Genomic DNA, 20,097 nt, shown 5'->3' on the forward strand with positions numbered 1-20,097 from the left:
AACCTCATTCCCCTTCATGTGAAAAATATATGTGTTTTGGGATCTGCATATGCAGCTGATCCACAGCAATCGATTCGATGCGCGCAGGTGATTTCAGCTGTGCGATCTCGATCTTGAGGCGCTCGTTCTCCTGCTCCAGCTGATCCGCCTTCTGCCGTGTCTCAAGGAGAGTGTAGGCACTCTTTGCACTGATACCGCCAAGCAATGTCACCGTCATTGCGCCAAATGCAATAAGAAAGAAAACAGCACGCAGACAGTTGCGCAGATTGGTATTCAATTCATGACGCACAAGCGGTCCTTTGGGGGGATCAATATGACCCACAGGCGGCTCGATCGGCACATCATAAAGATGTTCTTCCTCTTTCTGCGCCAACATGCGCCCCACCTCCTCTTATTTGATCTTCTCTGCCACACGCAGCTTTGCACTTCGTGCTCTCGTATTCGCGGCACATTCTTCCTTACCTGCCGCCTTTGCCTTGCCGACAAGCCGCACTTCGGGGGTATGCCCGCAGACGCAGACCGGCGTATGCGGCGGACAGATACAGCCCTGTGCCAGGCGCCGCAGTGTATTCTTTACGATGCGATCCTCAAGGGAGTGAAAGGTAATGACGGCAAGTCGTCCCCCGATCCGCAGTGCATTCACAGCCGCAGACAGCGCTCCCTCCAAAATTCCGAGTTCATCATTTACTTCAATGCGGATCGCCTGAAATACACGCTTTGCGGGATGTCCGCCGCGCGCGCGCACCTCCTTCGGTACGGCACGGTCAATCACGGCAACGAGGTCTCCCGTCGTCGCAATGGGATGCGCCTGACGTTCCTTTTCAATAAAGGCGGCGATGCGCTTCGCCCAGCGTTCCTCTCCATACGTGTAGAAAATCTCCGTGAGCTGCTCCGCCGTATAGGCATTGACTACATCGTACGCACTGAGCCGCGCTCTCTGGTCCATGCGCATATCGAGCGGTGCGTCCTGCATATAGGAGAAGCCGCGCTCCGGCGTATCGATCTGCGGTGACGACACGCCGAGGTCAAAGAGCACGCCATCCACAGAGAAAACGCCCTCCGCCGCGAGAATCGCAGACAGATTGCGGAAATTATCCCGCACGAGTGAGACCTGACAGCGGACATCCGCCAGCCGCTCATGCGCGGCAGCGATTGCCGTCTCGTCCTGATCGATGCCGATCAGACGTCCGTGTTCCGACAGATGCGCAGCGATACGCCGTGCGTGTCCCGCGCCGCCGAGCGTTGCATCCACATAGATGCCGTCTGGCATGACGTTCAGCGCACCGACCGTCTCCTCCAACAGAACACTCACATGATGAAACTCTGTCATATCGTAATCCCGTAGCCCGCAAGCTGGGTCGAGATCTCCGTAATGTTGGGATCCACCTCGCCCGCATAGCGCGTCCACTTCTCCTTATCCCAGACCTCGATGCGCGTATCTGCCCCCGTAAGGATAACGTCCTGCTTCAATCCGATACTTGCATAAGCACGCAGATTCGCAGGCACGAGAAAACGACCTTGTTTATCACACTCCAGCGTCCGTGCTCCTGCGATAAAGAATCGCGCAAAGGCGCGTGCATTTGGATCAGCAATGGACAGCGTACGCAGCTTTGCTGCAAACTCATCCCATGCCGCCTGTGGGAAAAGAAACAGACTGCCGTCCAGTCCCTTCGTAATGATAAAGGAGACGCCGAGTTCCTGGCGAAAGTCCGCCGGCAGGATGACGCGGCCCTTGGCATCGATGCTGTGGGCGTACTCCCCCATAAACATCCGACCGCACCACCTTTCAGGTTCTTATCGCCACATCATGACACAATCCACCACAATTCACCACTTTTATCTACAGTTATAGCAAAAAAGACATTTTTTTTCAAGAAAACAGACATTCGTTTTTCTCTGTATACAATGGATGAAATCTTCTGTAAGCCCTAATATACAAGACTTTCTTTCCATTTCTCGGAGATGAGACAAACATAAAAAAGGACTTACTTCCTACCGGAAGCAAGTCCTTTTTTATGCTGTCGTTCAAACGAGATCGTGTGCGATCATGTATTCTGCGATCTGGAGTGCATTGAGTGCCGCGCCCTTGCGGATCTGGTCGCCGCAGATCCAGAAGTTCAGCGTATTCTCCTGCGACTCATCGCAGCGCAGGCGGCCGATCTCCACATCGTACTTGTTCGAGGTGAAGAGCGGCATCGGATACTCCTGCTCTGCGGGGTTGTCACGCAGGATAATGCCCGGGAACGCCGCAATGGCCGCACGTGCCGCCTCGAGCGTCACCTTGTCCTCAAACTCGACGTTGACGGACTCGGCGTGGCTGCGGTAGACGGGCACGCGCACCGTCGTCGCCGTGATGCGCATACGATCGTCCCCCATGATCTTCTTCGTCTCGTCGATCATCTTCATTTCTTCTTTGGTGTAGAGGTTGTCCTTGAAGACGTCGATCTGCGGAATGAGGTTGAACGCGATCTGATAGTGCTTTGGCAGTTTGCCGACGGGCAGAACCTTTGCCACGGGCTCTTTGCCGGAGGCGAGGGCGGCGACCTGCTCCTCGAGCTCCGCCATGCCCTCCTTGCCTGCCCCCGAGACCGCCTGATAAGTCGACACAACGATGCGGCGGATCTTCGCGATATCGTAAAGTGGCTTCAGCCCCATCACCATAATGATGGTCGAGCAGTTCGGGTTTGCGATGATGCCCTTGTGCGCCTTAATTGCCTCGGGGTTGACCTCGGGGACGACGAGCGGCACCTCGGGGTCCATGCGGAAGGCACTTGAGTTGTCGATAACGATCGCCCCTGCCTTGACGGCATGGGGCGCAAACTCTTTGCTTGCCGCACCGCCCGCAAAGAGTGCGATATCAATCCCCGCAAAGGAGTCCGGCGTTGTCTCCTGCACCGTGTACTCCTTGCCCATAAACGCGATTTTCTTCCCTGCAGAACGGCTGGACGCAAGCAGGCGCAGCTCCGAGAACGGGAACTTGCGCTCCTCGATGAGCGTCAGGAATTCCTGTCCGACCGCACCCGTTGCGCCGAGTATCGCGACACGATATTTCTTCATATTCTTCCCCTTACAGCAGCTTATCCAATCCGACCGTGAGCGAGGTGAGCGAGCGCACCTTCTTCGCGGCGAGCACAACCCCCGGCATGAACGACTCACGATTGATCGAGTCATGGCGGATCGTGAGGGTCTGCCCGAGCCCGCCGAAGATGACTTCCTGATGTGCGACATAGCCCGGCAGGCGCACGCTGTGGATGCGCATGCCCTCATAGTCCGCACCGCGCGCACCGTCGAGCGTCTCCTTCTCACAGGGATGCCCCTGCTCATGTGTCTCACGCACCTCGGCGATCATCTCCGCCGTCCGCACGGCCGTCCCTGAGGGCGCATCGAGCTTGTTGTCGTGATGCAGTTCGATGATCTCCACCTCGGGCATGTACTTCGCTGCCATGCGGCTCATCAGCATCATCAGCACCGCACCGATGGCAAAATTCGGTGCGATGAACGCCGGCGTATCGTTCTTCTCCGCCGTTGCCTTGATCTCCCGCTGCTGTTCCTCCGAGAGCCCCGTCGTCCCAACCACAGGCGACACCTTATGCGTGAGTGCCAGCAGGACATTCTGATAGACGACATCGGGACGCGTGAAGTCGATCATTACGTCCGGATGCAGACGATCGAATGCTGCCGCGAGATCGGTCTCCACGAGCACGCCGTTCTTCGTCAGCCCTGCAAGTTCCCCACTGTCTGCTCCCTCAGAGACATCCACCGCACCGACAAGAGCAAGTTCCGGATCCTCGATCACAGCTTTCAGTACAGCGCGCCCCATGCGCCCGCAGGCACCGTTGACCAAAACATTTGTCAAGGCAATCTCCTCCTCTGTTATCATTTGTCCTATTCTATCGCAGAGAATCCACTGCTGTCAAGGAATACACTCATACCTCCCGTATATGCTCAAACTGCTCTCGATACTGCTGCAGGAGTGCCGGCCGGACAAAATCGAGTGCCGCAGGATCATCGACAGTCGCAAGTGCCGCACGCCGCGCCAGAAGCAGCAGATCCATGTCGGCGAGCACGTCGGCGATCTTCAGGTCACCCAGCCCATGCTGCATTGCGCCGAAGAACTGTCCCGGCCCGCGCAGCCGCAGATCCTCCTCTGCCAGGCGAAATCCGTCGCTCGTCTCCTCGATCACGCGCAGCCGCTCCGCTCCCGCCGCCTGCCGCCCCGCGATGAGAATACAGTAGGACGCATCACTGCCGCGTCCCACGCGGCCGCGCAGCTGATGCAGCTGGGCAAGGCCGAACCGCTCCGCATGCTCGACCACGAGAACCGTCGCGTTCGGCACATTGACGCCCACCTCAATCACGGTCGTCGCCACGAGCAGCTTGATCTCCCCTGCGTAGAAGCCACGCATCACGGCCTCCTTATCGGACGCCTTCAGCCGGCCATGGACAAGCCCGCAGCGGATGCCGCGAAAGGAGCCGCATGAAAGTTCATTGTAAACTTCCTCCGCCGACGGCAGATCACTCTCCTCATTTGCCTCAATGAGGGGGCAGACGACATACGCCTGACGCCCGCGCTCGATCTCACGGCGGACGAAGGCGTAGATCTTCGCCCGCGCCGTCTCGTCGCGCAGGAAGGTACGGATGGGCTGGCGCCCCGGCGGAAGATGTTCGATGCGCGAGACATCCAGATCACCGTAGACCGTCAGCGTCATCGTCCGCGGAATCGGCGTCGCCGTCATGACGAGCACATCGGGCACGATGCCGCTCTTTTTTTCGAGCGCGGAACGCTGCGCCACGCCGAAGCGATGCTGCTCATCCGTCACCACGAGCCCGAGACGGTCAAACGCCACCCCCTCCTGAATCAGCGCGTGGGTTCCGATGACGACGTCGGACTCATGTGAGGCAAGAGCGGACAGCACCTCCGCGTGCTCCTTCTTCGTGAGCCGCCCCGAGAGGAAGCCCACGCGGATGCCGAGCGGCGTCAGGAATTCCCGCAGGCCGTCATAGTGCTGGCGCGCAAGAATCTCCGTCGGTGCCATCAGCGCGCCCTGACAGCCGCTCTCCACTGTCTTGACGAGGGCAAGGAGCGCAATCGCCGTCTTGCCCGAGCCAACGTCGCCCTGCACGAGGCGCCGCATGGGCAGCGGAGCCTCCATATCGCGCGAGATCTCCGCCCAAACCTTCTCCTGATCCTCGGTCAAGGCAAAGGGAAGCGCATCGCGTACACGCGCAACGAGTGCACCATTTGCACGATGAGCAATCCCCTCCTCATCCTCCGCCGTCTGCTTTTTAAGTGCCAGCAGCCCGCATTGGATGAGGTAGAGTTCCTCAAAGGCGAGCCTTCGCCGCGCCGCTGCGAGCTCCTCCGTATCCTTCGGGAAATGGATCTGGGAAAATGCCGCCGAACGCCCAATCAGATGATACTCTGCCCGAATCTGCTCCGGCAGAGTCTCCGTCAGCTCCTCGCCCGCGTGCGCGAGTACATCTGCCGTCATCTGCCGCAGCTGTTTCTGCGTCAGTCCCTCCGTTGCTGCATAGATGGGCAGAATGCCGAGATGCGCCGCGGCGTCCTCCTGTGCACCGAGCAAAACAAAGGATGTGACGGGCGAGAATGCCATCTGCCCGCCTCCGCCATAGGCATAATCCACCTTCCCCGTGAGGAGGATACGCTGCCCTGTGCGCAGCTTTCCTTTCAAAAAGCGTTGGTTGAACCAGACCGCCTGCGCATACCCTGTCCCATCACCGACGAGCGCCGTGAGGACAGTAAAGCCGCGCCGCCGCGTCTGCCGCTCTGTCACCTGCTGAATCATGCCGAGCACGGTCGCGCGCGTCCCTGCCGCGAGATCCATGATGCGCGTGATGCGGCTCTGATCCTCATAGGCGCGCGGATAGAACGTCAGAAGGTCGTACACCGTCCGTACGCCGAGCCGTGCCAAGAGGGCTGCCTTCCTGACGCCGACGCCGCGCACGGCATTCACACTGTCCGTCAGCTTCACGCACTGCCTCCATCCTTTCAAAAAAGGCTGCCGCATTTCTGCGGCAGCCGTCATTTATATCTAATGAATCATCAGAGCTGAGGGCCCGCGGCAACAAGCGCGTCTGCGTCCTCGTTGCCTGCATACTTGTCAAAGTTCTTGATAAAGCGTGCGGCGAGATCCTTTGCCTTCTCCTCCCACTCCACGCGACTTGCGTAGGTGTCACGCGGATCGAGAATCTTCGGATCGACCCCCGGCAGCTCCGTCGGGATCTCAAAGTCAAAGTACGGGATCTTCTTCGTCGGTGCGCTGTCGATCGCACCGCTCTGGATCGCGTGGATGATGCCGCGCGTATCCTGGATGGAAATACGCTTGCCCGTACCGTTCCAGCCTGTATTGACGAGATAGGCGCGCGAGCCATGTGCCTGCATCTTGCGGACGAGCTCATGTGCATACTTCGCCGGATGGAGTTCGAGAAAAGCCTGACCGAAGCATGCAGAGAACGTCGGCGTCGGCTCGGTGATGCCGCGCTCCGTACCTGCAAGTTTCGAGGTGAAGCCCGAGAGGAAGTAATACTTCGTCTGCTCCGGCGTCAGAATCGAGACCGGCGGCAGGACGCCAAACGCGTCGGCAGAAAGGAAGATCACGTGCTTTGCATGAGGACCCGCCGACTTCTTCGCGACTTTGCCCAGAACGATATGCTCAATGTGATTGATCGGATAGGAGACACGCGTATTCTCGGTCACAGTCTTATCCGCAAAGTCCACATGTCCGGCGAGATCAACCGTCACATTCTCAAGAAGAGCGTTGCGGCGGATGGCGTTGTAGATGTCCGGCTCTGCCTTGGGATCAAGGTTGATGACTTTTGCATAGCAGCCGCCCTCATAGTTGAAGATTCCCTCATCATCCCAGCCATGCTCATCATCGCCAATCAGCAGACACTCGGGATCCGTCGAGAGCGTCGTCTTGCCTGTACCGGAGAGGCCGAAGAACAGTGTCGTGTTCTCCCCCTTCATATCCGTATTCGCCGAGCAATGCATGGAAGCGATGCCCTTCAGCGGGAGGTAGTAGTTCATCATCGAGAACATACCCTTTTTCATCTCGCCGCCATACCACGTATTGACAATGATCTGCTCACGGCTAGTGAGATTGAACATGACCGCCGTCTCGGAGTTCAGTCCAAGATCGCCAAAGTGCATGACACGCGCCTTTGCCGCATTGTAAACCACAAAGTCGGGTTTGAAGTGCTCCAACTCCTCCTCTGTCGGACGGATGAACATATTCGTGACGAAATGTGCCTGCCACGGCACCTCGACAATAAAGCGAACCGCCATGCGCGTATTCTCGTTGGCACCACAGAACGCATCGACAACGAAAAGGCGCTTGTTGCAGAGTTCGCGGATGGCAATTTCACGAACAGAGTTCCACGCTTTCTGCGAGGCGCGATGGTTGTCGTTCTTGTAGGCGTCGGATGTCCACCACACTGTATCGTGCGATGTCTCGTCATCCACGATGTATTTGTCCTTCGGCGAACGTCCCGTGTAGATGCCCGTCATGACGTTGACGGCATCCTTCATATTCGTGACCTGTCCGCGCTCATAGCCCTCGAGATCAGGGCGCAGTTCCTCGCGGAACAGCTGATCGTAGTCTGGATTGTGGACAATCTCCGTCGTCCCCGTGATACCATATTGTGTCAGATCAATTGTTGCCATAGTTACCTCTTCCTTCCAAAAGATCGGCGTCATGGATGCGGGATGAGTGATTTTTTCTCTCATCTCACACTCTGTCACAATTCTACATAAATACGAAAAACCCTCTTTTATTGTGAAAAAATTCCGCGATTCAAGGAATCGCTGATAAAACAGTCCCTTGGATTGGTGCAGATTTTTTGTCCTGTCAAAAAGACAAACCGGACGCATAGCCAAAGCTATGTGGAGGATTCTAGGGCACAGACAGGGCGAAAAAGATATACTAAGACGGCGGTGCTGAGTTTATCAGTGCTTCCTCAAACGCTACGTGCAAAGTCCAGCACGGCGTCGCGCATCCCGTCCTTTTCACAGACCTCCTTGTGACGGACAGGTGCTGTACGAAGTGCGGCAAGACGCGTTGGGATCGGCATGCCGCTGTGCTTTTGCAGGCGTTCCATCAGCGTGAACTCATCCAGCCCGTCCGTATCCTTGCCCAGTGCCTGAAGCACACTCGCGCCGAATTTGTACGGACTTGCCGTCGAAAGAACGATCATCGGTCGCATGTCCCCCGTCTCGCATCGATAGTCTTCCGCCACACGATAGGCAACCGCCGTATGCGTGTCGAGGGTATAGCTTGTCCGCTCGCAGACGATACGGATTTCCTCCTCCGTCATCATATCGCTTGTGAATGCCGCCCAGAAATTCTCACGGAGGACGGGCAGGAGACCGCTCGCGTCATAGGTTCCGTTCTCTGCAAGTTCCCTCATCCACGCAGCAACCTGTGCCGTGTCCTCCGTCAGATGATAGAGCAGACGCTCAAGATTGCTCGAAACGAGGATGTCCATGGACGGTGACATCGTCTGATAGAAGGGACGGCGGCGATCATAGATGCCGCGGCGCAGAAAATCCGTGAGCACGTTGTTCTCGTTTGATGCACAGACGAGTTTGCCCACGGGCAGCCCCATGCGTTTTGCATAGTAGCCCGCGAGGATATTGCCGAAGTTCCCCGTCGGCACGGTGAAGTTCACAGCGTCGCCTGCCTGAATCTTCTGCGCCGCAAGGAGATCGGCGTAAGCGCTGAAATAGTAGACAATCTGCGGGACAAGGCGCCCCCAGTTGATGGAGTTCGCTGAGGAGAGCTTGGTATGGGCGGCGGCGAGCTCCGCTGCCATCGCCGCATCACCGAAGATCTCCTTCACGCCGCGCTGTGCATCGTCAAAGTTGCCGCGCACGGCCACGACGCGGACATTTTCTCCCGCCTGCGTCACCATCTGGAGTCCCTGGATGGGGCTGACGCCGCCGTCGGGGTAAAATACCATGATGCGGATTCCCTCGGCATCGGCGAAACCTTCGAGTGCCGCCTTGCCCGTATCGCCCGAGGTGGCGACAAGGATGAGAATCGTGTCCTTCTCTCCCTGTTTCACGCGTGCTGTGCTCATCAGCTGCGGGAGAAGCTGGAGTGCCATGTCCTTAAAGGCGCTCGTCGGACCGTGCCAGAGTTCGAGCACCTCGAGCTCACCGACCGACGTCACGGGGGCACGGCGTACGTCGTCAAACGTATGACTGTAGGCGCGGCGCACGCAGCCCTCGATTTCCTCCTCCGTATAATCCGTCAAAAAAAGGCGCAGGATGCGTACGGCACGCTCCTCGTATGAGAGCCCCGCCAGTTCCTCGATGGCGGAAAGCGGCATCTGCGGAAATGACGCAGGCACAAACAGCCCGCCGTCCGAGGCAAGCCCCTTGAGAATCGCTGCAGCAGAGGAAACACGCTCCGCGCCTCCGCGCGTGCTGAAGTAATCCATTGTATACATCCTTTCATTTGGGCATTGCCCTGCATCTGTGCTATACTATGATTCGTGTTTTGGGCGATGTTGTCGTGCTTAGCGTGCGAGATGTGCCGTCTGTGCCTCGGCCGCACGAATGAGATCGGCGGGCGGGAGCGAGAGCTGCTCGCCGCGCCGCCCCGCGCTCACACAAATGCGCTCCTGCTGCATCATGCTTTCGTCGCAGTAGACGGGATAGCTTTTCTTCGCGCCGAGCGGGGAACACCCGCCGCGCACGTAGCCTGTGAGGTCAAAAACCTCCTTCAGATGCACCATCTCCGCACGCTTGTTTCCGCTTGCGGCGGCGGCAGCCTTCAGGTCAAGCTCCCCCGTACCCGGGATGACCGCCATAAACACGCCCGTGCGGTCGCCGCGCACCACGAGCGTCTTATAGATGCGCTCAGGCGGGATGCCCGTCACCTCTGCCACATGCGCCGCCGAAAGATCGCTCTCATCGACGGGATAGGTCAGAAGCTCGTAGGAAATGCCAAGGCGATCCAAGATACGTGCCGCATTGGTCTTTGGAATTTTCTTCTTTGCCATATTACTCACCACTCCGGATTATACCATTGAGCCGGAATAAAAATCAAACGCTATCGCGTTTGGAAGGGAGCATCACTATGAAAATTGCACTCATCTCCATGGAAGTCGTCCCCGGTCGTCCCGATCGGAACGCTGCAACAATGCGCGGAAAGATTGCAGAGGCAAAGGCGGCGGGTGCCGACCTCGCCCTTTTCCCCGCACTCAGTCTCTCGGGGCTCTTCCTCGGCGGCGGGTGGAAACAGCCCGCATTCCTGGGCGACTGCGCGACATACGCCGAGGAGATTGCCGCTGCGGCAGATGGGATCACCGTCATGTTCGGCAACGTCGCCGCAGGCGGGGAGGGCTGCTGCGGACTCGCGCGCACTCTCCTGCACGCGCGCGGCGGCGTCCTGCGCGAGGTCGCACGTCGTCCGCTCCATGGTGCGAGTACGCGTTTCTCACCACTGCTCTACGAGCTGCCGGGAGAACGTGTGATCCTCGCTGCCGACGCCAGTCCCTTCCCGCTCTGCTTTGAGGCGCGCACCCTCGCCAAGACGGCGCAGGAACAGAACGCCGTGCTCCTCTATGTCAACGCGCTTGGCATTCAGGACAAGGGCAAGACCGTCTACACCTTTGCGGGCAGTGCACAGGCATTCCGCGCGGACGGTGCGCGCGCCCTCATCACGCCCGCCTATAAGGACGGCATAACCATCGTCGACACGGCGGCACTCCCTGCCCCTCCCAACAAACCCGCAGAACCTGCCATCGCACCCATCTATCGCACACTCCGCTACGCCGTGCAAAAATTCCTTGCACGCATCCATATGGAACGCGTTGTCATCGGCATCTCGGGCGGCATCGACTCTGCCGTCGCCGCCGCTCTCTACGTCGACGCGATCGGCGCGGAGAACGTTCTGCTCGTCAATATGCCGAGCCGTTTCAACTCTGCAACAACGAAGGGGCTTGCGGCACAGCTTGCGGACAATCTTGGCAGCCGCCACATGATCGTCCCCATCGAGGAGAGCGTCTCGTACACAGCAAAGCAGCTCAGCGAGATCCCCATCGAGGGGGCAGCTGCGGCTCCCGGTGAGCATCTGACAATCTCCTCCTTCGTCCGTGAGAATATGCAGGCACGCAACCGCAGCGGCCGCGTCCTCGCGACAATTGCCGCCGCATGGGGTGCCGGCTTTACCTGCAACGGGAACAAGGCAGAGACCACCGTCGGCTATGCGACTCTCTACGGCGACCTCGCAGGCTTTCTCTGTGCGCTCGCCGATCTTTGGAAATATCAGGTCTATGACCTTGCGCGCTACCTGAACGAACATGTCTACGGGCGCGAGGCCATCCCGCAGGGCATCATCGACATCGTGCCGAGTGCCGAACTCTCCGACGCGCAAAATGTCGACGAGGGCAAGGGCGATCCCATCCGCTATCCGTATCACGATCATCTCTTCCGCGCCTTTGCGGAAAACAATGAAACGCCTGAGGAAATTCTGGAATACTATGCCAAAAACGCGCTCGAAGCACATATCGGCTGTAAGAAAGGGCTTGTCGCAGACTATTTCCCGACGGCGGCAGACTTTATCGCCGATCTCGAACGCTGGTGGGGGCTCTATACGGGCATGGCAGTCGCCAAGCGCATCCAGTCACCGCCGCTGCTGTCCGTCAGCGGTCGTGCCTACGGCAGCGACCATCCAGAATCACAGATCGGCGCGTACGAGACGATTCGTTATCGCGCACTCAAAGAGAAGCTGCTCGGAAAATAATTTGGAAAACACATATTGGCGTCCCTGTGTATTCGTGCAGGGACGCTTTTCATTTATAAAAATATCATCATTGAGAAATTTTCTCATTTACAAGATTCAATTTTTGTGCTATTCTCAATACAAATGAAAGGATGGTGCTGTCATGCACGCAAAAAAATTTTCCCTGCATCTCTTACTCACCCTTGCTCTTGCCCTTACGGCACTGATCGCCGTCGGCTGCGGCGGAGGAGGCACAGGCGGCGACAAGGCAGCCGACACGAAGAAAACCGTAACGGTCACGACCTCATTTTTACAGGATATGACAAAGCAGCTCGCGGGCGATTATGTGAACATCGAACTGATTATCCCCGCAGGCGAGGATCCGCATCTCTACGTCGCACAGCCGGCCGACCTTGAGAAGATCAAGAAGGCAGATCTCCTCCTCTACCACGGCCTGCACTTCGAGGGCAAGATGGCAGAGGTGCTTGAGAAGAAGGGCATCGCCGTGACAAAGAACTTCGCGGATGCAAACATCAACTACATGGAGGAGGACGGCAAGAAGATTGTCGATCCGCATTTCTGGTTTGATGTCGCACTCTACAAGCAGGCAACGGAGGAGGCGGCAGCGCAGCTCATCAAGCTGCTCCCCACGCATGAAAAGGAGATTCAGGAGAATCTGAAGAAGTATCTTGCAGACCTCGACGCGCTCGATGCCGAGATCACACAGAAGATCGCACAGATTCCCGAGGGGCAGCGCAATCTCGTCACGCCGCACGATGCGTTCAACTACTTCTCCCACCGCTACCACGTGAATGTCATCGCGCCGCAGGGGGTCAGCACGGACTCCGAGGTTGCGAATGCCGACATCGAGAAGACGGCAAACTACATTGTCGAGCACAAGGTCAAGGCGGTATTCGCCGAGAGTACGACGAACCCAGAGCGCATGAAGAAGCTGCAGGAGGTCTGCAGGACGAAGGGCTTCGATGTCGAGATTGTTGGCGGTGAGGGCAATGAGCTCTTCTCGGATTCTCTTGCACCCGAGGGCCAGAAGGGCGATACCTATATCACGATGTACCGCAGCAACATCGATCTGATTGTTTCACATTTGAAGTAGCAGAAAAATGTTCGCTGTCAGATGTTATGAACAAACGGAAACGTAACCATACGACACTCCTAAGCAAACCCTAGTGGAGCAAGCGGAAGCGAGTGTGCGACCCGCCCCCTGCGGATTTCTTTCGTTCAAGCGCAGCGCGTTTAAGAAGTCCGCAGGTATTTAGGCGGACGAGCACACGACCGCTTGCGTAACGAGGCGTTTGCGTGGAGTTCGTACGGATAAAGAAACCATACAGAAGAGGCGCAGAATGGAAGGAACGAACAGCGTGATCCACGTCGAAGACCTTACAATGGCATACCGTGAGACGCCCGTGCTCTGGGACATCGACCTCGATGTGCCGGAGTGCGTACGCTGTGCGATCGTAGGGCCGAACGGCGCGGGCAAATCCACCCTGCTGAAGGGGATCCTCGGGCTGCTGAAGCCCGTCTCAGGTGCAGTGCTCCTCTGGGGCAAGGCACTCTCCGCCGTGCACAAGCAGATCGCCTATGTGCCGCAGCGCGGCTCGGTGCACTGGGACTTCCCAACGACGGTCTTCGATGTTGTGCTCATGGGACGCTATGCCCATCTGGGGCTCGTTCACCGCCCCGGCAAGGAGGATCGCGCGCTTGCGATGGAGGCACTCGACAAGATGAAGATGGCAGACTTCGCCGACCGTCAAATTTCTGAACTCTCTGGCGGACAGAAGCAGCGGGTCTTCATCGCACGCGCACTCGCGCAGGACGCGCAGCTCTACATCATGGACGAGCCGCTTGCGGGTGTTGACGAGACAACGGAACGCATCATCATGGAGAAGTTTATGGATTTACAGAAGGAAAAGCGCACCGTCATCGCCGTCCACCACGATCTCAGCACACTCGATGCCTATTTCGACTATCTCGTCGTACTGAACCGCACGGTAAAGGCATCGGACTATCTCGCAGATATCGACAAGGAGGCGGCACTCGCGCGCGCCTACCGCGTGAAGGAGTGAGCGATGGACATTCTGACGAACTACACCTTTCAGATCGTCGCGCTCGGCAGCGTCATCCTCGCCGTCGCCGCCGCTCCCGTCGGCGCACTCAGCGTCTACAAGGGACAGAGCCTCATCGGCGATGCAATCGGGCACTCGACCTTTCCCGGCATCATCCTTGCCTACATGGCGTTCGCGACGCGCAGCCCCGTCATCCTCCTCGCGGGAGCAATTCTGGCAGGTGCGGCAAGCTACGCGCTCATTCAGCTCGCGCACAGGGACAAGCGTCTGGGGCTCGATGCAAATCTTGCAATCTTCCTCTCGGGCTTCTTCGGGCTTGGTATGGCGCTCAAGAGTTTTATCCAAGGAAATCCTGACTACGCGGGCGCGTCACAGGCGGGGCTCGGGACGTACATCTTCGGACAGGCGGCGTACATGCTTGAGGCGGATGTCCTGCTGATCGCCGTCGTTTCTGCCCTCGTGCTCACGCTCCTGCTGCTCTTTTACAAGGAGCTGAAGCTCTTCGTCTTTGACGCGGAGTATGCGGAGGTGGTCGGACTGCCCTGCCGTTTACTGAACCTCCTCCTGCTCGTCATGACGATTGCCGTCATCGGCATCGGGATCAAGGCGGTCGGCGCAATCCTCATCAGTTCCTTCCTCATCATTCCCTGCGTTGCGGCAAATCAGTGGTCGAACAACTTTGTACGCGTGCTCCTGCTGAGCAGTCTCATCGGTGCGGTCTCCGCGCTCGTCGGAACGTACATCAGCACGCTCGAACAGGGCATGTCGACGGGGCCCTCCATCATCCTCGTTGCCTCGCTGATCGCCTTTTTTTCCATTGTTTTCGGGACAAAGGGCATCCTCGGCAGCGTGTTGAAACGGAGGCACTCACATGGATGACGCACTGCTCGTACTCCTGCTGACGGCGGCAGCGTGCGCACCGCTCGGCGTATTCCTCATCCTGCGCCGTCTCTCCATGATGGCGGACGCAATCAGTCACACCGTTCTGCTCGGCATCGTGCTCGCTTTCTTCGTAACGCATGACCTCGGCTCGCCGTGGCTGCTCTTCGGGGCGGCACTTATGGGCGTTGTCACGGTGTCTCTCGTCGAGCTGCTCGGCAAGACACGCCTTGTCAAATACGACGATGCAATCGGTGTCATCTTTCCCCTGCTCTTTGCACTCGCCGTCATCCTCATCAGTAAATATGCGGGGAATGCCCACCTCGATACCGATATGGTACTCATGGGCGAAGTCATCTACGCTGGGCTGAACACGGTCGAGATCGGCGGCGTGGAGATTCCTGCAGCGGCGCTCAAGATGGGCGGGCTCGCCCTCCTGATTGCAGTGTTTATCACCGTGTTCTACAAGGAGCTCAAGGTCTCCACATTTGACGGCGAATACGCACGGCTCATCGGCGTACCGACGGGCATCCTCTTCTACGCCTTTATGTCTCTGACCTCACTGACCACGGTCGCAGCATTCGATGCGGTCGGTGCGATTCTCGTCATCTCGTTTTTCATCGCCCCCGGTGCGGCGGCTCTGCTCTTTACAAAGCATCTGTCGCACACGCTCCTCCTCGCCCTCCTCGTCAGCATGGCGAACTCCGCGCTCGGCTACGCGCTTGCCGTGCATATGAACGCCTCGATTGCAGGACTCTGCGCGGTCATAAATATGCTTGTCTACCTGCTTGCCCTGCTCATGGGGCCGAAAGGGGCAGTCACGACTTACATCCGCCGCAAAAGAAGTATGCAGCAGATGCAGCGCGACCTCTTCCTGCTCCACATCGGCAGACACACGGCAGAACGCGTTGAGAGTGCAGAAAACCACGCGAACGAGATTGGCGACCATCTGAAATGGGATGCGTCGAAGGTGCGCCGCGTCAGCCGCGAGCTGATCGATCAGCACCTCCTCCATCGCGCGGGCAGCTACTATCTGCTGACCGATACGGGGGCGGCGGCGTACAAGGCGCTCTGCGAGCGATATTTCATCTAAGGAATCACTGATAAATTCAGCACCATCATCTTGACGCATCTTTTTTGCCCGTACTTCGGCGGAAAATCCTCCACAGAGCACCACTCTGCGTCCGGTTTTCCACCTTGTTCGGACGAAAAATCTACGCCAATCTGACGGGCTTCATTTTATCAGTGATTCCCTAAGACAATGCCGCCGATATGACGAACCGCCGAAGACCATCCATACGCAAAAAGCGCAGGAAATCGCTTTCCTGCGCTTTCTAGTCCAACGGATAAAAGGAAACACGGATATCCACCCAGCACTGGCATCTTAGTACATCTCTTTGCCCGCACTTCGGCGGAAATCTAGTGCAGAGCATCACTCCGCATTCGGTTTTCCTCCCTGTCGGACGAAACATTTACACCAATCTGAAGGACTGTTTTATCCGTACTCCCTAAAACGAGGGAGGAATGTTTTTCGTCTTTTACCGTATAAAATATCCCACGCCCGATTCAAAGATCATCTGATTCATCTCACCGGGTACATTCATGCCAATATTGGGTCCAATGCGCTCGGCATGCGCCATGCGCCCGTAGATGCGGCCGTCGGGACTCGTAATGCCCTCGATGGCGTTGACAGAGCCATTCGGATTGTACGGCTGATCGAGCGTTGGATCGCCCTTCTCGTTCACGTACTGTGTGGCGATCTGACCACGGACACGCAGTGCTGCCACCGTATGTCCATCCGCATAGAAGCGCCCCTCTCCATGGGACACCGCCAATGTATGCGTATCACCGACATTGACCCCCGAGAGCCACGGTGAAAGATTCGACGCAACGCGCACGCGCACGGTCTGTGAGACATGCCGCCCAATATTGTTGTACGTCAGAGTCGGCGTATTCTCGTCGAGATCCGTAATTTTTCCGTAGGGCAGCAGTCCGAGTTTCAGGAGTGCCTGGAAGCCGTTGCATATCCCAAGGATCAGGCCGTCGTGATCATGCAGAAGGCGATGCACTGCCTCGGCAATCTGCGGGGCACGGAACATCGCTGCGATGAATTTGCCCGTGCCGTCGGGCTCATCGCCGCCGCTGAAACCGCCCGGCAGCATGAGAATCTGTGCGTGCTTGATCGCCTCAGCCATCGCCGCTACCGTCTCCTCGACCGCCTGTGGAGTGAGATTCCGCACGACCAGGATCTCAGGCTTTGCACCGACACGCTCCCACGCGCGTGCCGAGTCATACTCGCAGTTCGTCCCCGGAAATACGGGGATGCAGACACGCGGTTTTGCGATTTTGAAAGAACTTGCCACATGCTTTCCCTTCGTATAGGGAGCGTATGTCGGGCGATCGATCTGCCGCATGGAGTGCGGTACCGTCGTCGGGAAAATCTTCTCAAGCGGCTCGGTATACGCCGTCTTCACATCGGCGAGCACAATGGTATCAAGATCTGTGATGATGCTCGGCACATCACGTGTGACACCGATCTCAACTGCGCCCGTTCCCGCAAGATTTTCTGCCAGATGAAACGAGGATGCTACCTCGAGCAGAATCGTTCCATAAAGAGGCTTAAAGAGATCATCCTGCGGGATGAATGACGTAAAGCGGAAGCCCAAGTTATTCCCTAAACACATCTTTGACAGTGCTGCTGCAATACCGCCGCGCCCGACGCTCTGCGCCGAGAATACTTTCTGGGCTGCAATCAGATGGTGTACCTTTTCAAAGTTCTTGCGCAGTTGCTCAAAAACAGGCAGATCCTGTGCATCGTGTGCAACCGGGATCATAATAACACGATTGCCGGGGTACTTGAACTCGGGTGAGAGCACCTGATCCGCATGAACCGTCGCCACGGCGAATGCAACGAGTGTTGGAGGAACATTCAGCTGCTCAAATGTACCGGACATCGAATCCTTGCCGCCAATGGCAGGAATTCCCAGTTCATGCTGAACACGCAGTGCACCGAGAAGTGCGGCAAACGGCTTGCCCCACTTCTTGGGATCCGTGCCAAGACGCTCGAAATACTCCTGCAGCGTCAGGCGCACTGTATCCGCCTTCCCCCCTGCGGCGACAATCTTTGCCACTGCCTCGACAACGGCATAGACAGCACCGTGAAAGGGACTCCACGTAGAAAGATCGGGGTCAAAGCCGAACGCCATCGCCGATGCCGTATTCGTTGTGCCATGGCGCACGGGAATCTTTGCCACCATCGCCTCCGAAGGGGTCAGCTGGTACTTTCCGCCGAACGGCATGAGGACAGATGCCGCTCCCACTGTTGCATCAAACCGCTCCCCCAGCCCCTTTTGACTGCATATATTCAGATCCCGCAGATTTGCGAGCCACATGGACTCAAGTGCGCGTCCTGCCTTGCGCACGAGCTGCGGAACACACTGCATATACGGTGTTTTCTCATTGGGTGACTCGACAATGACACGCACATGCTGACGCACTCCGTTTGTTGCGAGGAAGCTGCGGGCAATCCGTACAATCTCTTTGCCGCGCCACCGCATGACCAAACATGGATCCTCTGTCACCACAGCGACACGTGTCGCCTCCAGATTTTCTGCATCCGCATAATTCAAAAAAGCAGGGACATCCTTGGGAGCCAGCACGACCGCCATACGTTCCTGGGACTCGGAGATCGCAAGTTCCGTACCATCCAGCCCCTCATACTTCTTCGGAACGGCATCAAGATCGATCGTCAGCCCATCCGCAAGCTCACCGATTGCCACGGCGACACCGCCTGCACCGAAGTCGTTGCAGCGCTTGATCAAACGACTGACCTCGGGATTGCGGAAAAGGCGCTGCAGCTTGCGTTCCGTCGGCGCATTGCCCTTCTGCACCTCCGCTCCCGAAGTCGTCAGCGACTGCTCTGTATGCTGCTTGGACGAACCAGTCGCACCGCCGATGCCGTCACGCCCCGTGCGCCCGCCGAGGAGGATGATGACATCGCCGGGCACAGGGCGCTCACGCACAACCTGTGCCGCAGGCACTGCGCCGATCACTGCGCCGATCTCCATACGCTTTGCAAGATAGCCCTGATGGTAAATCTCACGCACTTGGCCCGTGGCAAGACCGATCTGGTTGCCGTAGGAACTGTATCCCTCCGCTGCGCCAAGTGTAATCTTCTTCTGCGGGAGCTTCCCTGGCAGCGTATCCTCGATTGGTGTACGCGGATCGGCGGCTCCAGTCACGCGCATCGCCTGATAGACATAGGAACGCCCTGAAAGCGGATCGCGGATTGCACCGCCCAGACAGGTCGCCGCACCGCCGAACGGCTCGATCTCCGTCGGATGGTTATGTGTTTCATTCTTGAACATGAGGAGCCAGTCCTCGTTCTTGCCATTGACATCCACCGTGATCCGTATGCTGCAGGCATTGATCTCCTCCGAGGCATCGAGATCGTCCAGTTTCCCCTCCGCACGCAGCGCCTTCATCCCGATCACAGCGAGATCCATCAGCGTCATGTCGCGTTTCTTCCCCGTATAGAGAGCCTTGCGGTCGTCGGTGTATTTCTGATACGTTTCCATGATCGGCAGGGAGAACAAGCCGTTCTCTATATTCACCGCATCAATTGCCGTGGTAAACGTCGTGTGACGACAGTGATCCGACCAGTAGGTGTCAATCACACGCAGTTCTGTGATCGTCGGCGCGCGGTGTTCAGTATCGCGGAAATATTCCTGCACAAAGACAAGATCTTCCTCGCTCATGGCAAATCCCTGTGCCGCGTGAAAGCGCTCGAGCTCGATGCGGGACATCTGCGTAAACTGCGTCAGCGTCTCTACATCCCCCGGCATGGTAATCCGCATCTCAAGCGTCGCTGGTGTTTCAAGAGACGCCTCACGGCTCTCCACGCGATTGATGAGATATCCCTTGATCTTTTCAAAGACGAGGTCACTGATCTTGCCGATCAGCACGATAATGCGCGCTGTGCGCACATCGGGGCGCTCCCCCTGCGTCACGAGCTGTACGCACTCCGCTGCCGCAGCCGCCGTCGGGTCGAACTGCCCCGGCAGCGGCTCAATGGCAAAGACCCGCGCATCGGAGAAAGCGGGCAGTGCATCCTCATAGACAGTGTCGACAGGCGGATCGGCAAAGACAATATCCCGTACCTGTTCAAACTCCTCGTCGCTCAGGCCCTCCACATCATAGCGCGTAATCATGCGTACTGCGCGCAGGTCGGTCAGACGGAACGTCTCCACAAGATCACTGCAAAGGCGCTGTGCCGGAACGTCGAAAAAGCCCTGCCGCTTCTCGACGAAGATTCGCTTGACGGCCATAAGAATCTCCCTTCATCCATGTTGTCTACATTTCTATTCTAACGAAGTTCAGCGTAT

General features: G+C 57.6%; 15 protein-coding genes and 1 pseudogene. 6 read left to right on the top strand and 10 right to left on the bottom strand.

Annotated elements, in window-relative coordinates; translation table 11 throughout:
* Nucleotides 1-4 precede the first annotated feature (4 nt).
* From HMPREF0908_RS03020 to pckA, 7 genes are all read right to left on the bottom strand, one after another.
* Nucleotides 5-376, bottom strand: coding sequence for a cell division protein FtsL (locus tag HMPREF0908_RS03020; RefSeq protein WP_006689963.1), 372 nt, complete (start codon nt 374-376; stop codon nt 5-7).
* 15 nt (nt 377-391) lie between these two features.
* Complete coding sequence (rsmH, locus tag HMPREF0908_RS03025; protein WP_006689964.1) at nt 392-1,330, bottom strand: 16S rRNA (cytosine(1402)-N(4))-methyltransferase RsmH; 939 nt, start codon at nt 1,328-1,330, stop codon at nt 392-394.
* Nucleotides 1,327-1,770, bottom strand: coding sequence for a division/cell wall cluster transcriptional repressor MraZ (gene mraZ / locus HMPREF0908_RS03030; protein WP_006689965.1), 444 nt, complete (start codon nt 1,768-1,770; stop codon nt 1,327-1,329). The genes rsmH and mraZ overlap by 4 nt, the downstream gene beginning before the upstream one ends.
* A gap of 255 nt (nt 1,771-2,025) precedes the next feature.
* On the bottom strand, nt 2,026-3,057 hold the full coding sequence (locus HMPREF0908_RS03035) for an aspartate-semialdehyde dehydrogenase (RefSeq protein ID WP_006689966.1): 1,032 nt from the start codon (nt 3,055-3,057) through the stop codon (nt 2,026-2,028).
* A gap of 10 nt (nt 3,058-3,067) precedes the next feature.
* On the bottom strand, nt 3,068-3,856 hold the full coding sequence (dapB, locus tag HMPREF0908_RS03040; protein WP_040572368.1) for a 4-hydroxy-tetrahydrodipicolinate reductase: 789 nt from the start codon (nt 3,854-3,856) through the stop codon (nt 3,068-3,070).
* A 70-nt stretch (nt 3,857-3,926) separates the two neighbouring features.
* The gene (gene recG / locus HMPREF0908_RS03045) at nt 3,927-5,993 is read right to left on the bottom strand and encodes an ATP-dependent DNA helicase RecG (RefSeq protein WP_040572369.1); all 2,067 of its coding nucleotides are present in this window, start codon (nt 5,991-5,993) and stop codon (nt 3,927-3,929) included.
* A 71-nt stretch (nt 5,994-6,064) separates the two neighbouring features.
* Nucleotides 6,065-7,684 (bottom strand): phosphoenolpyruvate carboxykinase (ATP), encoded by a 1,620-nt coding sequence (pckA, locus tag HMPREF0908_RS03050; protein WP_040572370.1) that lies wholly within the window; start codon nt 7,682-7,684, stop codon nt 6,065-6,067.
* Between the two features lie 162 nt (nt 7,685-7,846).
* On the opposite strand from pckA, the pseudogene HMPREF0908_RS11190 reads away from it, so the two are divergent.
* Nucleotides 7,847-7,978 (top strand): annotated as a pseudogene (locus tag HMPREF0908_RS11190) (secretion protein HlyD); the annotation flags it as partial.
* On the opposite strand, the gene thrC reads toward HMPREF0908_RS11190, so the two are convergent.
* Both thrC and ybaK read right to left on the bottom strand, forming a co-directional pair.
* Nucleotides 7,978-9,471 (bottom strand): threonine synthase, encoded by a 1,494-nt coding sequence (gene thrC / locus HMPREF0908_RS03055; RefSeq protein ID WP_006689970.1) that lies wholly within the window; start codon nt 9,469-9,471, stop codon nt 7,978-7,980. The pseudogene HMPREF0908_RS11190 and the gene thrC sit on opposite strands and share 1 nt — an antisense overlap.
* Before the next feature lie 69 nt (nt 9,472-9,540).
* Nucleotides 9,541-10,026 carry a Cys-tRNA(Pro) deacylase gene (gene ybaK, locus HMPREF0908_RS03060; RefSeq protein ID WP_006689971.1) on the bottom strand — a complete coding sequence of 162 codons (486 nt, stop codon included), beginning with the start codon at nt 10,024-10,026 and terminating at the stop codon, nt 9,541-9,543.
* Nucleotides 10,027-10,103: 77 nt separating this feature from the next.
* Between ybaK and nadE the strand changes: the two genes are divergently transcribed.
* The 5 genes from nadE to HMPREF0908_RS03085 all read left to right on the top strand — a co-directional run bounded on the left by nadE (nt 10,104) and on the right by HMPREF0908_RS03085 (nt 15,806).
* Complete coding sequence (gene nadE, locus HMPREF0908_RS03065; protein WP_006689972.1) at nt 10,104-11,771, top strand: NAD(+) synthase; 1,668 nt, start codon at nt 10,104-10,106, stop codon at nt 11,769-11,771.
* Between the two features lie 142 nt (nt 11,772-11,913).
* Nucleotides 11,914-12,864, top strand: a complete 951-nt coding sequence (locus HMPREF0908_RS03070; RefSeq protein WP_006689973.1) for a metal ABC transporter solute-binding protein, Zn/Mn family — start codon at nt 11,914-11,916, stop codon at nt 12,862-12,864.
* 247 nt (nt 12,865-13,111) lie between these two features.
* A complete protein-coding gene (locus HMPREF0908_RS03075; protein ID WP_006689974.1) occupies nt 13,112-13,834 on the top strand; it encodes a metal ABC transporter ATP-binding protein in 723 nt (240 codons plus the stop codon).
* Nucleotides 13,835-13,837: 3 nt separating this feature from the next.
* Nucleotides 13,838-14,713, top strand: a complete 876-nt coding sequence (locus HMPREF0908_RS03080; RefSeq protein WP_006689975.1) for a metal ABC transporter permease — start codon at nt 13,838-13,840, stop codon at nt 14,711-14,713.
* Nucleotides 14,706-15,806: a metal ABC transporter permease gene (locus tag HMPREF0908_RS03085; protein WP_006689976.1), complete on the top strand. Its 1,101-nt coding sequence runs from the start codon at nt 14,706-14,708 to the stop codon at nt 15,804-15,806. Before HMPREF0908_RS03080 ends, HMPREF0908_RS03085 begins: the two co-directional genes overlap by 8 nt.
* Nucleotides 15,807-16,251: 445 nt before the next feature.
* On the opposite strand, the gene HMPREF0908_RS03090 is transcribed toward HMPREF0908_RS03085, so the two are convergent.
* A complete protein-coding gene (locus HMPREF0908_RS03090) occupies nt 16,252-20,040 on the bottom strand; it encodes a phosphoribosylformylglycinamidine synthase (protein WP_006689977.1) in 3,789 nt (1,262 codons plus the stop codon).
* Nucleotides 20,041-20,097 lie beyond the last annotated feature (57 nt).

This window comes from Centipeda flueggei ATCC 43531, from assembly GCF_000160695.1.
GTDB classification, from domain to species: domain Bacteria; phylum Bacillota; class Negativicutes; order Selenomonadales; family Selenomonadaceae; genus Centipeda; species Centipeda flueggei.